This window comes from Micromonospora zhanjiangensis (assembly GCF_042650605.1).
GTDB lineage: Bacteria > Actinomycetota > Actinomycetes > Mycobacteriales > Micromonosporaceae > Micromonospora_J > Micromonospora_J zhanjiangensis.
The window spans coordinates 273,102-287,047 of record NZ_JBHSBN010000001.1 but is presented as its reverse complement, the minus strand read 5'-3'; the positions used below and the strand labels follow the sequence as shown (position 1 = coordinate 287,047).

The window sequence follows — 13,946 nt, the reverse complement described above, 5'->3', positions numbered from 1 at the left end:
CGTGCGTCGGGAGGACTCGGCGCCCCGGCCGGACTGGGACGCCACCGTACGCGGCCAGGGGCTGGTCTACGTCGACACCGAGCTGCCGGACGGCGGGATCATGTCGTACTGGGACGAGACCGCCTGCTACCGGCTCGACCTGGCCGAGGTGCTCCGGCTGGAGGAGGCGACGGAGGAACTGCACGAGATGTCGGTGGCCGCCGCCGAACACGTGGTGGCCCGCGACCGGTTCGCCGACTTCGGCATCCCGCCGTGGGCGGCCGAGGCCGTCCGCCGGTCCCTGCGTGAGCGTCCGCCCAGCCTGTACGGGCGGTTCGACCTCTGGTACGACGGCTCGTGGCCGCCGAAGCTGCTGGAGTACAACGCCGACACGCCGACCGCGCTGGTCGAGGCGGCGATCATCCAGTGGTACTGGCTGGAGGACACCCGGCCGGACCTGGACCAGTGGAACAGCCTGCACGAGCTGCTGGTCCGCACCTGGGGCCGGATCGGCGCCGGGCTGCACGACCGGCGGCTGCACGTGGCCTGGTCGAACGAGGAGGAAACCGGCGAGGATCTGATGACCGCCGGCTACCTGGCCGAGACCGCCCGGCAGGCGGGCCTGAAGACCGAACTGCTGCCGATGCTGGAGATCGGCTGGGAGGGTCGCCGGTTCGTCGACGCCGCCGACGAGCCGATCACCACCTGCTTCAAGCTCTACCCCTGGGAGTGGATGCTGGCCGAGCCGTACGGCCGGCCGGCGCTGGAGCCGGGCACCCCGACCACCTGGATCGAGCCGGCCTGGAAGCTGCTGCTGTCGAACAAGGCGCTGCTGGCCGTGCTCTGGGAGCTGTACCCGGACCACCCGTACCTGCTGCCGGCGTTTCTCGACTCACCGCGCGGAATGTCCGAGTACGTGGCGAAGCCGCTGCTCGGCCGGGAGGGTGGCTCGGTGCGGATCGTCACCGCCGGCGGCGAGATCAGCAATCCGGGCAGCTACGGCGAGGAGGGCTGGTGCTACCAGGAGTTCCGGGCGCTGCCCGACTTCGCCGGCAACCGGATGGTGCTGGGCAGCTGGGTGGTGGACGGCGAGTCGGCCGGCGCCGGCATCCGGGAGAGCCCCGGGCTGATCACCGACGGGTACGCTCGGTTCCTTCCCCACTACGTGGACGCGCCACGGGGGCCGTGAGTCGTCTACGGTTGTCGGGTGGACTTCGACGCGTACGCCCGGACCGGGGTTGACCTTGTCAACGCGCGGCTGGACGACCTCGACGACCTGCGTGCCATCTTCCCGGCGGAGAACGCCTGGATGCGGGACGAGGTCACCGAACGGGACGTGGCAATCTTCCGGCGGGCGCGCAAGCGCCTACGGGACGTCTTCGAGTACGGCACCGCCGGCCGGGACGCCGACGCCGTCGCCGAACTGAACGCGCTGCTGGAGGCCTTCCCGGTCCAGCCGCGCATCTCCGGACACGACTCCAGCGACTGGCACATGCACGTGACCAGCCGGGGCGCCTCGGTCAGCGCCGAATACCTGGCGGGCGCCGCCTGGGGTCTGTCGGTGTGGCTGTGCGAGTACGGCAGCGCCCGGTTCGGCGTCTGCGCCGACGACCGGTGCCGCAACGTCTACCTGGACACGTCCTCGAACTGCTGCCGGCGGTTCTGCTCGGAACGCTGCGCCACCCGGTCGCACGTGGCCGCCCACCGGGCCCGCAAGCGGGCCGCCGGTGGCGAGCGGACCGGCGCACCCGGGCAGCCCGCGCCGGCCGAACCGGAGACGGCCCCGGCCGCCGGGCGGACGGTGACACCTGCCGCGGTACCCGCCGGGCGGGCCGACACGCCGACCGGACGGGCCGGCGGGGCGCTGACCCGGGTGAGCTGACCGGTCAGACGTCCACCGGGCTGGACGCGGTCAGGTGCTGGCGGGCGAACTCCAGGGACGCCCGCAGGTCGGCCTCGCGGTCGGGCCGGCTCTTGGCGCCCCGGGTGGCCACCTCGACCGCGACCGCGCCGGTGAAGCCGCGACCGGCCAGCGAGGCGAGCAGCTCGCCGCACGGCTGGTTGCCGCGGCCCGGCACCAGGTGCTCGTCGCGGCCCTCGCCGGTGCCGTCGCCGAGGTGGACGTGGGCCAGTCCGGCGCCCATCCGGTCGGCCATCTCGACCGAGTCGGTGTGCGCCGCGGCGCAGTGCGACAGGTCGAGCGTGTACGCGTCGTAGCCGGTCGCGGTCGGGTCCCAGCCGGGCAGGTACGGCACGAACCGCCGGCCGGCCATCTTCACCGGGTACATGTTCTCCACGGCGACCCGCAGCCCGCCGAACTGCCCGGCCAGCGTGCCGAGCCCGTCGACGAACGACCGGGCGTAGTCCCGCTGCCAGGTGAACGGCGGGTGCACCACGACGGTGGGGGCCTCGAGGGTCTCGGCCAGCTCGGCGGCCTTGCGCAGCCGCTGCCACGGGTCCGGGCTCCACACCCGCTGGGTGACCAGCAGGCACGGCGCGTGCACCGACAGCACCGGTACGCCGTAGTGGGCGGAAAGGCCCCGCAGCGCCCCGGCGTCCTGGCTGACCGCGTCCGTCCAGACCATTACCTCGACGCCGTCGTAGCCCAGCGCGGCGGCCATCTCGAAGGCCGCCGCCGTGGGCTCCGGGAAGACCGAGGAGCTGGACAGCAGTACGGGGACACGGGAACTCACGAACCCCAGGGTAGCCCTCCCCGGCGACGGCCACCGGGACGAGCCGCCCCAAAACGACCGTCGGCGCAGCGCAGATCACGTCGGTTCGAGTTGATCCAGCCGGCGCAGGATGACGCCCTCGCGCAGCGCCCAGGGACAGATGTCCAGCGATTCGACGCCCAGCCGGCGCATGGCGGCCTCCGCCACCACCGCACCGGCCAGCAACTGGTGGGCCCGGCTGCTGCCGACCCCTTCCAGTTCGGACAGTTGGCTCGGTGGGATGTGCCGGATGAAGCCGATCACCTGCCGCAGCCCGGTGTGGGTCAGCGTCCGCCGGGTCCACAGGCCGGCCCCGGACGGCGCCGCGCCGGCCAGCCGGGCCAGCATCCGGAACGTCTTCGAGGTGGCCACCGGCCGTTCCCAGTCGGCCCGGCCCATCTTCTCCAGTACCGGGTCGAGGGTCTGCTCGACGTACTCCCGGAGTTTCTCGATCCGCTCGGCGGCCGGCGGCGTCGCGGTGTCTTCGCCCACCTGGAGCCGTTCCCGGGACAGCCGGCCGGCGCCCAGCGGGACGGAGAGCGCGACGTCCGGCTGCTCGTCGATGCCGGCGGCCACCTCCAGCGAGCCGCCGCCGATGTCCAGCACCAGCAGCCGACCGGCCGACCAGCCGAACCACCGGCGGACGGCGAGGAAGGTCATCCGGGCCTCGTCGGCGCCGGAGAGCACCCGCAGCCGCACCCCCGTCTGCGCGCGTACCCGGGCCAACACCTGCGGCGCGTTGGTGGCGTCCCGGACCGCCGAGGTGGCGAAGGTGAGCAGGTCGTCGACGCCGGCCCGGTCGGCCGCGGCGCGGGCCTCGGCCACGGCGGCGACCAGGGCGTCCTCCCCGGCCCGGGTCAGCTCGCCGTCCGGGCCGATCTGTTCGGCCAGCCGCAGCACCGATTTCTCCGAGTGCGCCGGCCACGGATGCGCGCCGTGGTGGGCGTCCACCACGAGCAGGTGGACGGTGTTGGAACCGACGTCGAGCACACCCAGCCGCATGGCACCGACCCTAAGCGGTCGCGCGCCGCGCGTGCGTGCCTGGCCGGTGTTCCGCACTTACCGGGCGTACGCTGGCGTAATGGCAGGCCGCACCGAACTTTCCGGACTCGTCGACGACCCGGACGAACCCCGCAGCCGCGAGGTTCCGCTCGACTTTCCCCGGGAGTGGCTGGAGTTCGTCGACCCGGCCGATCCCGAGCATCTGATCCGGGCCGACCTGACCTGGTTGATGTCCCGCTGGACGTGCGTCTTCGGCCAGGGCTGCCACGGCATCGTCGCCGGCCGGGCCGAGGACGGGTGCTGCTCGCACGGCGCCTTCTTCACCGACGCCGACGACGAGAAGCGGGTCCGCGCCGCGGCCCGGAAGCTCACCCCGCAGACCTGGCAGCGGCACCGGCGCGGCTTCCGCAACTACACCGAGATGGACACCGTCGACGGCAAGACCCCGGCCCGGCGTACGGCCACCCGCTCGGCCGACGGGCCGTGCGTCTTCCTGAACGACGCCGACTTCCCGGGCGGCGGTGGTTGCGCGCTGCACGCCCAGGCGCTGCGCGACGGTGCGCATCCCCTGGAGTACAAACCGGACGTCTGCTGGCAGTTGCCGGTCCGCCGGGACCAGGAGTGGTCCAAGCGGCCGGACGACAGCAAGGTGCTGGTCTCGACGCTGTCCGAGTTCGACCGGCGCGGCTGGGGCGCGGGTGGACACGACCTGCACTGGTGGTGCACCTCCTCGCCGGAGGCGCACGTCGGCCGGGAACCGATGTACGTGTCGTACGAGCCGGAGCTGACGGCGTTGATCGGCAAGGCGGCGTACCGGAAGCTGGCCGAGCTGTGCGCGGCCCGGGGCAGCAAGGGCATGGTCGCCCCGCACCCGGCCACTCCGGAGAAGCCCGCTCGCGGCAGGAAGAGCGGCGGCCGCGAACCGGCCACCCCACCGCGCGCCTGACCGGCCGGGCCGCCGGCGGATCGGTCAGGAGTGGCAGGTCTGCTGGAGGTCCTTGGGCACCCGGACGAAGTCGGTGCCGAGGAACGTCACCGGGTCGGCCGCCTTGGCGCCCTTGTCGACGTCCGTCGCCGCCTTCCGCAGGATCTCCCCGATCCCCGGGTCGGTCGCCTTTCCCGCCTGTGCACGGATGTCGTCGGCGACGGCCGCGAAGGTGGCCTGCATCTGCTTGTTCCGGGTGGCCTCGCCGGTCTCCTTGCCGATCGAGTCGGTCGCCTGCTTGACGATCTTCTTGCTGCCCTCGGCGATGGCCACGGCCGCGGCCGTACAGACGTCGTCGGTGTTGTCCGCGGCGGCCCGGGGCGACGCCTGCGCATCGGCGCCGGGCGTCGCGGACGCGCTGGACGACGGGTCGGTGGTCGTCGGCTTTCCGCTCTCGTCCGCCGATCCGCAGCCCCCGACCAGCGCGGTCAGCACGGCCAGGGTGAGCGTGGCGGCGCCGGTACGACTACGTGACACGGTTCTCCCCGTTCCGGTCGATGAACCGGCAAGCCTAACAACCGCCTCCCGGACGCGCGGCCCGCCGAAGGGCGGGCCCGGGCCGCGGGTGCCGGCCGGCCGCGCCGCGGGCGGTGACCGCACCGCCCCGGCCCGGTCACGGCTCGAACTTGTAGCCCAGCCCGCGGACGGTGACGATGAACCGCGGCGCGGACGGTTCCGGTTCGACCTTGGAGCGCAGCCGCTTCACGTGTACGTCGAGGGTCTTGGTGTCACCGACGTAGTCGGCCCCCCACACCCGGTCGATCAACTGTCCCCGGGTGAGCACCCGACCGGCGTTGCGCAGCAGCAGTTCGAGCAGTTCGAACTCCTTCAGCGGTAGCTGCACCGCGTTCCCGCCGACGGTGACCACGTGCCGCTCGACGTCCATCCGGACCGGTCCGGCGGTCAACGTGGCCGCCGACTCGTCCACCACCTCGGCGGTCTGTCGGCGCAGCACGGCCCGGATCCGGGCGACCAGTTCCCGCGGCGAGTACGGCTTGGTGACGTAGTCGTCGGCGCCGATCTCCAGCCCGACCACCTTGTCGATCTCGCTGTCCCGGGCGGTGACCATGATGATCGGCACGTGTGAGCGCTGGCGCAGCTGCCGGCACACCTCGGTTCCGGACATCTCCGGCAGCATCAGGTCGAGCAGCACGATGTCCGCGCCGGTCCGGTCGAACTCGGTCAGCGCGGCGGTGCCGGTCGGCGCGACGGAGACCTCGAAACCTTCCTTGCGCAGCATGTAGGAGAGGGCGTCGGAGAACGACTCCTCATCCTCGACCACGAGAACGCGGGCCAACGGTAGTTCCTTTCCTCTGTCCGGCCTAACGGAGCGCGGCCGGACCGGTCTCGATCTCATCCGACAGGACTGTCGGCAGGAAGGCGTCCGGTGGGCGGGCCGGCAACCGCAGGGTGAACGTCGACCCGCCACCAAGCGTGCTCGACACCTGCACCCGACCGCCATGGTTGGTGGCGATGTGCTTCACGATCGCCAGGCCGAGCCCGGTGCCGCCGGTGGACCGGGACCGGGCGTGGTCCGCCCGGTAGAATCGCTCGAAGATCCGCTCCACGTCGTCCGGCGCGATGCCGATGCCCTGGTCGGTCACCGAGATCTCGACGTGTTCCTCGTCCGCCTCGGTACGGACGACGACCTCGGTCCCCGCCGCGGAGTACGTGATGGCGTTCTCCACCAGGTTGGTGACCGCGGTGGCGAGCTGGCTGTCGCTGCCGTACACGGTCAGGCCGCGCCGGCCCTCGGCGGCGACCTCGATCCGGCGGGCGGCGGCCCCGGTACGGGTCCGGTCGATCACCTCGGCCAGCACCCAGTCCACCGCGACCGGCGCGGGTTCCGGCAGCGGCTCGGCGCCCTGCAACCGGGTGAGTTCGAGCAGCTCGTTGACCAGCCGGCCGAGCCGGGTCGACTCGTGCTGGATGCGTTCGGCGAACCGACGCGCGGCGGCCACGTCGTCGGCCATGCCGACCCTGCGACCGGCGCCGGCCGGGTCCGCCCTGCCGTCGGCGCCGGCCGGCGCGGTCGCGTCCAGCAGCGCCTCGGCCAGCAGTTGCAGCGCACCGATCGGGGTCTTCAGCTCGTGGCTCACGTTGGCCACGAAGTCCCGCCGGACCCGGGCCACCCGGTGCGACTCGGTCACGTCGACGGCCTCGACCGCGACGTACCCGCCGCCGAGGGCCATCGCCCGCAGGTGTACGCCGAGGGGTTCCTGGGTCCCGCCGGGTCGCCCCCGCGGCACGTCCAGCTCGACCTCCCGGCGGACCCCGGTGCGGCGTACCTGCCCGGCCACCGTTCGCAGGATCGGGTGTGCCGTGACGGTGCCCGGTTCGGCACCGGCGCGCAGCAGGCCCATCGCCCGGGCGGCCGGGTTGACCAGCACCGGGACGTCGCCCCCGTCGAGCACCACGACCCCGGCCCGGAGCGAGTCGAGACTCTTGCGGCCCAGCTCGGCGAGCCGGTCCTGCTCTTCCTGGACGATCGCCGACCTCCCTGTACCGGGAACACCCCGCCAGCCCACTCGGCCGGCCGGTGTGCCGTGCCGGGCTCCCGTACGCCACAGGATGAGGAGCGCGACGGCCAGTCCGGCCAGCGCGCCACCCGTCACTCCCGCGACGACGACCTCCCAGTCCACCTGGCGATCGTAGGGTCATTGTTAACCTGGAAACTTCGCAAAGTAGGGCATAACACTGCCAGATTGGCAGAAGTTCACCCTCCGGTCTGTTGTCGTTCACCGGCGTTCACCTCGCCGCAGCCCGACCCACCTACGGTTGGCCGCACAGCCGGCATCCCCTTCCGGCCACCGTCGCGGCCCCGACCGGGTACCGGTGGCCACCCCGACCACAGGACGTGATCCATGCGCGACGAGTTCCGGGCCGATCTGCACATCGTCAGCCAGCTACTGGTGGACATGGCCGAGGCCGTACGGGCCGCGATGCGCCAGGCCACCAGGGCGCTGCTCACCGCCGACCGGAAGGCCGCCGAGACGGTGATCGCCCAGGACGCCGAGGTGGACAGCATCTACCGGCAGGTCGAGGAACGGGTGTGCGACCTGCTGGCCCGGCAGGCCCCGGTCGCCTCGGACCTGCGGGCGGTGATCACCGCACTGCACGTCGCCGCCGACCTGGAACGGATGGGCGACCTGGCCGACCACGTGGCGAAGACCGCGTTGCGCCGGCACCCGTCGCCGGCGGTACCGGCCGAGCTGCGCAAGGTCTTCACCGAGATGGCCGGGGTGGCCGACCGGATGGCCGAGAAGATCGGCACCGTGCTGTCCAAGCCGGACGCCGACCGGGCCGCCGAGCTGGACCGGGACGACGACGCAATGGACGACCTGCACCGCAGCCTGTTCGCCGTGCTGCTCAGCGACGACTGGCCGTACGGGGTGGAGACGGCGATCGACGCGACCCTGCTGGGCCGGTTCTACGAGCGGTTCGCCGACCACGCGGTGAACGCCGGCCAGCGGGTCGTCTACCTGATCACCGGCGAGCCCACGGCCTGACCGCCCGGCGGCCCAGTGCGCCCCGCTCGTCCGCGAGCGGGGCTCCGGCCTGACCGGGCGCGACCACGCCGGCCGCCGGCCCCGCCCGGACGGCGGAGTCGACGGCCGGCGGACGGGTCAGCGGCCCTGGTTGGCGACGGCGGCGGTGGCCTCCTTGGCCGCCTCCGGGTCCAGGTAGGCGCCGCCGGAGACCAGCGGACGCAGTGACGCGTCGAGGTCGTAGCGCAGCGGGATGCCGGTCGGGATGTTCAGCTTGGCGATCGCCTCGTCGGAGATGCCGTCCAGGTGCTTGACCAGGGCCCGCAGCGAATTGCCGTGCGCGGCGACCAGCACGGTCCGGCCGGCCAGCACGTCCGGCACGATCGAGTCGTACCAGTACGGCAGCATCCGCTCGACGACGTCCTTGAGGCACTCGGTCCGCGGCATCAGCTCCGGCGGCAGCAACGCGTACCGCGGGTCGCCGGCCTGGGACCACTCGTCGTTGTCGTCGATCGGTGGCGGCGGGGTGTCGTACGACCGGCGCCAGAGCATGAACTGCTCCTCGCCGTACTCCTGGAGGGTCTGCTTCTTGTCCTTGCCCTGGAGCGCGCCGTAGTGCCGCTCGTTGAGCCGCCACGACCGGCGGACCGCGATCCAGTGCCGGTCCGCGGTGTGCAGCGCCAGCTCGGACGTGCGGATCGCCCGGCGCAGCACGCTGGTGTGCACCACGTCGGGCAGCAGGCCGTGCTCGCGCAGCAGCTCGCCGCCGCGCCGGGCCTCGGCCTCGCCCTTGGCGGTCAGGTCGACGTCGACCCAGCCGGTGAAGAGGTTCTTGGCGTTCCAGTCGCTCTCGCCGTGCCGGAGCAGGACCACCGTGCCGACCGAGGCCCCCTCGGCCGCCACCTGGCCGCCCGCCGACGCACCATTCGCGCTCGCAGTCATAGCTGCATCCTGCCCGACCCGGTGCGCCGGCACCCACCGGTCCGGGGTGACGACCACCACGTGGAAAACGGGCTGACCGGCGGCCGGCCCGACAACTAGGTTGTAAGGCGGATCTGCGGATTTGGTCATTACATAGCGAAGACGTACGGGGGTGCGGACGATGCGCGGATGGTTCCGGGACACCACGGGCGGCCTGCCCCGGACCTTCTGGTACCTGTGGACCGGCACCCTGATCAACAAGCTCGGCTCGTTCGTCCTGATCTTCCTGGCCATCTACCTCACCACCGCCCGGGGCTTCACCGCCCTGGAGGCCGGCCTGGTGCTGGGCATGTGGGGCGTCGGCGGAGCGGTCGGCACCATGCTGGGTGGCACGCTCGCCGATCGGTGGGGACGCAAGCCCACGTTGCTGACCGCGCAGCTCGGCGCGGCCGGCATGATGCTCACCCTGGGGTTCGTCCACGACCTGTGGCCGGTCGCCGGCACCGCGTTGCTGCTCGGCGCCTTCGCCGAGGGCGCCCGGCCGGCGTTCGGCGCGATGATGGTCGACGTCGTGCCGGAACGGGATCGGCTGAAGGCGTTCTCCCTCAACTACTGGGCGCTGAACCTGGGCTTCGCCTGCGCGTCGGTGCTCGCCGGGTTCGCCGCCCAGACCAACTACCTGCTGCTGTTCGTGATCGACGCGGCCACCACGCTGGTCACCGCCCTCGTGATCTTCCTGAAGGTGCCGGAGACCCGCTCCGAGCGGCCGGTGCGAGCGGCCGGTCCGGCCGTCGGGCTGCCCGGTCGCGGCGGCCTGCGGGTGGTGCTGACCGACCGGGTGTTCCTCGGCTTCGTCGTGCTCAACCTGTTCTCGGCGCTGGTCTTCCTGCAACACGCCTCGATGCTGCCGATCGCGATGGCGCAGGACGGGCTGAGCCCGAGCAGCTACGGCACGGTGATCGCGCTGAACGGGGTGCTGATCGTGGTCGGCCAGTTGTTCGTCCCCCGGCTGATCCGGGACCGCAGCCGGTCGCACGTGCTGGCGCTGGCGGCGGCGGTGATGGGCGTCGGCTTCGCGCTCACCGCGTTCGCCGGCACCGCCTGGCTCTACGCGCTGACCGTGCTGATCTGGACCGTCGGCGAGATGCTCAACTCACCGTCCAACGCCACCCTGCTCGGCGAGTTGTCCCCGGTCGCGTACCGCGGTCGCTACCAGGGAATGTTCTCGCTGTCCTGGCAGGTCGCCGCGGCCGCCGGCCCGGTGCTGGGTGGCCTGGTCCGTCAGCAGGCCGGCAACACCGCGCTCTGGCTCGGCTGCGGCGCGGTGGGCGGCCTGGTCGCCCTGGTCCACCTGATCTCCGGTCCGGCCCGGGAACGGCAGGCCGCGGCGCTGCGCCCGGCCGTCGCACCGGCCGAGCCGTTGCCGGCCACCGCGATGCCCAAACCGGCCGAGACCGCCACGACCGCGTCACCCCCGGCCCTGGCCGCCGCCCGTTCCACGTCGTGACCACGCCGGCCACCCGGGCCGGGTACGGCGAGGGCTGCCCCGCCTCGTAACCGCCGGCCGGCCGACCCGGCGGGGGCCCACCCGGTACGGCGAGGGCCGGCCGACGCGGTCTGCCGCGGGCCGGCCCTGGCCGTACCGGAAAGCGCCCGGCGGGGGCGGGCGACACTCACCCCCGTAAGCGTCGCCCGCTCGCACCCGCCGGTCTCAGGTGGCGCCGTCCCCCAACGGCAATGCCACCCGCTTTCGAGCGCCGCGACCCATGAAATGAATCTGTGTGATTCACGGCTTCCCCAAGCCGATATGGGCGTGGCGCGTGGGACAACGGTAGTTGTCGTCGGAATACCCACACAACCCGGTTCTCATGTCTCGCGGGTCACATCGACTTCCGGCGTCGTATCTGTGGGTCAACCGGTTAGCACCCGGAATCATTCCGCCGCTCTTCAGGCGGACTCCCGGTCGGGTGACTCGGTACGGAAGAAATTGCTCTGTCGCCCATCCGACTTCTGCTCCTGGTAGATGAAGTTGACCCGGCGACTGTCGAAGGTACGCAGCCAGTCCTCCCAGGTGACCTGCTTCAGCTTGCCCCCGGTCCGCCAGCCCGGGAAGTCGAAGGTCAGCACGCCGGGCCGGCCCGCCCGCATGGTCCCCTCGATGGTGGCCGGCTTGGCCTGCCGGGCCCGGGCCCACCGCTTGATCACCTCGTGGTTCGTGGTGACCAGGCTGCGCCCCGGCCGTTCCGGCTGCTCGCTCGGCGAGCCGATCTGCTGGGCGTACCGCAGGGAGCGGGACATGTTCTTCCCGGTGCGGATCCCGGTGCGCCCGGCCGACGACGGCGCGGTCTTCCCGGGCGCCGACGACGGCTGCGCCTTCTTCGCGCTCGTCGAGGACGAGGGTGGCTTCCGGGCCGACACCGTGCCGCGCCGGGCCGAGGCCGTGCCGGTGGACGTACGGGCGGTCGCCGCGCTCTTGCGCGCCGGGCGGGTGCTCTTCTTGCCCGGTCCGGCGCTGCCCCGCTTGTCGGCGCTCATCACCCGCATCAACGCCTTGACGAGTTGATCCTTGCGCAGCGACCAGATGCCCGGTACGCCGCGTTTCTTCAGCCGACTACGGATCTCGTCCACCCGGAGCCGACCGATCTGTTCGGGCCCGATGGTCGAACTCGTCCGGTTCCGGGCGGCGGTCGCGGTCCCGCCGCGACCCGAACTGCTTCGCTGCGCCATGGAACGCCCCCTCGACAGTGTGTCCTGGCCCACGCGACGCCCTCCGCGCCGCACGGCGCGGATACCCGTCAGGACCGGTCTGAACCCGCCGGAGGGGATGTCGTGGGCTCGAAGAGGTGGGCGAACGCCTGCAGGTTGGCCAGCGACTCGCCGCGCTTGACCCGCCATTCCCACTCACGCCGGATGGCGCCGCCGAATCCGATCTCCAGCATCGTGTCGAACGACTCGTCCGCGTAGCTGAGCACCGAGCCGAGCAGCCGGTCCAACTCGTCCTCGGACACACCGGACAGGCCGACCCGACCGGTGAGATAGATGTCGCCGGTCGCGTCGATGGAGAAGGCCACGCCGTACATCCGCGCGTTGCGCTGCAGCAACCAGGACCACAGTTCCTCGCGGCGCTCGTCCGGCTGACGCATGACGAACGCCTCGACCCGCAGCGCGTGCTCCCCGACGATCAGGTTGCAGATCGTCTTGAGCTTGTGCGTCCCGGGCAGGGTCACCGCGTAGGAGAACTCACCGGTGGACTCGCAGGGCAACTCCCGCTCGGCGCACACCGCCTCGATCAGGGCCGCGACCTCGCCGCGCGTCGAACGTTGCTCCGCTGTCACGCCGCCCGTACCTCCACTCGATGCCGCCCGCGCCGTCCACCGTGGACCGACGGTCTGCGCTCAGTGAGCGCAGGCCCGCAGCGTGGCGGCCTCCCCGGTCAGCGCCGACGCCAGCCGGTGGCGGTGGTCCGCCACCGCCCCACGGTAGACGTCCAGCAGCGCCGCCGCCGTGCGCGCCCAGGAGAAGTTGCTGGCGTGCCGGACGGCACCCCGGCTCAGCTGCGCCCGCCGGGCCGGCGCACGCAGCAGGTCACCGAGCCGCCGGGCCCAGTCGGTCGGGTCGTGGCCGGGCACCAGCAGCCCGCTGACCCCGTCCCGCACGGCGGTGACCAGGCCGCCGACCGCGGCGGCGACCACCGGCGTACCGCAGGCCTGCGCCTCCAGGGCGACCAGGCCGAACGACTCGTTGTACGACGGCACGGCGACCAGGTCGGCCGCCCGGTACAGCGCCGGCAGGTCGTCGCCGGTCTGCGGCGGCAGGAACCGTACCCGGTCGGTGACGCCCAGCGACGCGGCCAGTTCGATCAGCCCGGTCGGGCGGTCCAGGCCGCTCCCGCTGGGGCCGCCGGCGATCACCACGGTCAGCTGGTCGGCGGTCGCCGGATCGCGTCGACGCAGCTCGGCGACGGCGCGCAGGAGCACGTCCGGGGCCTTGAGCGGCTGGATCCGACCGGCGAACGCGACCACGTACCCGGTCTCGGGCAGGCCGAGCCGGCGCCGGGCCGCGACCGTGCCGCCCGGTTGCGGCCGGAACCGCTCCAGGTCCACCCCGGGTTCGACCACGCTCACCCGGTCCGGGTCCGCGTCGTAGCTGCCGACCAGGTCCCGGGCCTCGGCACGGGTGTTGGCGACCAGCCGGGTGGCCTCGGCGATCACCTGCTCCTCGCCGATCACCCGGGCCTTGGGCTCGGGCCGGTCCCCGGCGGCGAGTCGGGCGTTCTTCACCTTCGCCAGGGTGTGCGCGGTGTGCACCAGCGGCACCCCCCAGCGCTCCTTGGCCAGCCAGCCGACCTGGCCGGAGAGCCAGTAGTGCGAGTGGATCAGGTCGTAGTAGCCGGGCGGCCGGGCGGCCTCGGCCCGCAGCACGCCGGTGGTGAAGGCGCACAGCTGGGCGGGCAGTTCCTCCTTCGACAGCCCCTCGAACGGTCCGGAGGTGATGTGCCGGACCAGGACTCCCGGCGCCATCTCCACCACCGGCGGCAGGTCGCTGGCGGTGGCCCGGGTGAAGATCTCCACCTCGACGCCGGCGTCCGCGAGCCGGCGGGCCACCTCGACGATGTAGACGTTCATCCCACCGGCGTCGCCGGTGCCGGGCTGGTGCAGCGGCGAGGTGTGCACCGACAACGTCGCGATCCGCCGGGGGGCGGGCCATGGCTGGGTACCCCGCTGTCGGGCGACCCCGGTGTGCATTTCCGCCACATCCGCTCCTTTTGTCACGGTTTGCTGCCGCCGGCACGACGGGGTGCCCCTTGGACAAACCTCGGAGCAACACGTCATCTTCCCGATCGGATGACGAGCATGCGTT

13 protein-coding genes and 1 pseudogene are annotated in these 13,946 nt (G+C 72.6%); 5 read left to right on the top strand and 9 right to left on the bottom strand.

Annotation, left to right across the window (positions count from 1 at the left end; all coding sequences use genetic code 11):
* Position 1: 1 nt before the first annotated feature.
* Entirely contained in the window at positions 2-1,168 is a 1,167-nt protein-coding gene (locus tag ACFOX0_RS01335) for a glutathionylspermidine synthase family protein (RefSeq protein WP_377541514.1), read from the top strand.
* Positions 1,169-1,186: 18 nt separating this feature from the next.
* Positions 1,187-1,762: pseudogene (locus ACFOX0_RS01330) on the top strand (CGNR zinc finger domain-containing protein); the annotation flags it as partial.
* 103 nt (positions 1,763-1,865) lie between these two features.
* Here ACFOX0_RS01330 and ACFOX0_RS01325 read toward each other — a convergent pair.
* Positions 1,866-2,672, bottom strand: a complete 807-nt coding sequence (locus tag ACFOX0_RS01325; RefSeq protein WP_377541513.1) for a sugar phosphate isomerase/epimerase family protein — start codon at positions 2,670-2,672, stop codon at positions 1,866-1,868.
* A 75-nt stretch (positions 2,673-2,747) separates the two neighbouring features.
* Positions 2,748-3,692 carry a Ppx/GppA phosphatase family protein gene (locus tag ACFOX0_RS01320; RefSeq protein ID WP_377541512.1) on the bottom strand — a complete coding sequence of 315 codons (945 nt, stop codon included), beginning with the start codon at positions 3,690-3,692 and terminating at the stop codon, positions 2,748-2,750.
* Positions 3,693-3,771: 79 nt separating this feature from the next.
* On the opposite strand from ACFOX0_RS01320, the gene ACFOX0_RS01315 reads away from it, so the two are divergent.
* A complete protein-coding gene (locus ACFOX0_RS01315; RefSeq protein ID WP_377541511.1) occupies positions 3,772-4,638 on the top strand; it encodes a hypothetical protein in 867 nt (288 codons plus the stop codon).
* A gap of 24 nt (positions 4,639-4,662) precedes the next feature.
* Here ACFOX0_RS01315 and ACFOX0_RS01310 read toward each other — a convergent pair whose 3' ends face one another.
* From ACFOX0_RS01310 to ACFOX0_RS01300, 3 genes are all read right to left on the bottom strand, one after another.
* The gene (locus ACFOX0_RS01310) at positions 4,663-5,154 is read right to left on the bottom strand and encodes a hypothetical protein (protein ID WP_377541510.1); all 492 of its coding nucleotides are present in this window, start codon (positions 5,152-5,154) and stop codon (positions 4,663-4,665) included.
* Between the two features lie 136 nt (positions 5,155-5,290).
* Complete coding sequence (locus ACFOX0_RS01305; RefSeq protein WP_377541509.1) at positions 5,291-5,974, bottom strand: response regulator; 684 nt, start codon at positions 5,972-5,974, stop codon at positions 5,291-5,293.
* A gap of 25 nt (positions 5,975-5,999) precedes the next feature.
* The gene (locus tag ACFOX0_RS01300) at positions 6,000-7,319 is read right to left on the bottom strand and encodes a sensor histidine kinase (RefSeq protein ID WP_377541508.1); all 1,320 of its coding nucleotides are present in this window, start codon (positions 7,317-7,319) and stop codon (positions 6,000-6,002) included.
* 222 nt (positions 7,320-7,541) lie between these two features.
* Here ACFOX0_RS01300 and phoU point away from each other — a divergent pair, with 222 nt between their 5' ends.
* Positions 7,542-8,186, top strand: coding sequence for a phosphate signaling complex protein PhoU (gene phoU, locus ACFOX0_RS01295; protein WP_377541506.1), 645 nt, complete (start codon positions 7,542-7,544; stop codon positions 8,184-8,186).
* A 117-nt stretch (positions 8,187-8,303) separates the two neighbouring features.
* On the opposite strand, the gene ACFOX0_RS01290 is transcribed toward phoU, so the two are convergent.
* On the bottom strand, positions 8,304-9,107 hold the full coding sequence (locus ACFOX0_RS01290; protein ID WP_377541505.1) for a phosphoglyceromutase: 804 nt from the start codon (positions 9,105-9,107) through the stop codon (positions 8,304-8,306).
* A 151-nt stretch (positions 9,108-9,258) separates the two neighbouring features.
* Here ACFOX0_RS01290 and ACFOX0_RS01285 point away from each other — a divergent pair, with 151 nt between their 5' ends.
* Entirely contained in the window at positions 9,259-10,593 is a 1,335-nt protein-coding gene (locus tag ACFOX0_RS01285) for an MDR family MFS transporter (protein WP_377541504.1), read from the top strand.
* A gap of 440 nt (positions 10,594-11,033) precedes the next feature.
* On the opposite strand, the gene ACFOX0_RS01280 is transcribed toward ACFOX0_RS01285, so the two are convergent.
* The 3 genes from ACFOX0_RS01280 to mshA form a co-directional block, all read right to left on the bottom strand.
* Positions 11,034-11,813: a hypothetical protein gene (locus ACFOX0_RS01280; RefSeq protein WP_377541503.1), complete on the bottom strand. Its 780-nt coding sequence runs from the start codon at positions 11,811-11,813 to the stop codon at positions 11,034-11,036.
* A gap of 68 nt (positions 11,814-11,881) precedes the next feature.
* A complete protein-coding gene (locus ACFOX0_RS01275) occupies positions 11,882-12,421 on the bottom strand; it encodes a type III secretion system chaperone family protein (protein ID WP_377541502.1) in 540 nt (179 codons plus the stop codon).
* 60 nt (positions 12,422-12,481) lie between these two features.
* Positions 12,482-13,840, bottom strand: a complete 1,359-nt coding sequence (mshA, locus tag ACFOX0_RS01270; protein WP_449288844.1) for a D-inositol-3-phosphate glycosyltransferase — start codon at positions 13,838-13,840, stop codon at positions 12,482-12,484.
* Positions 13,841-13,946: the final 106 nt, after the last annotated feature.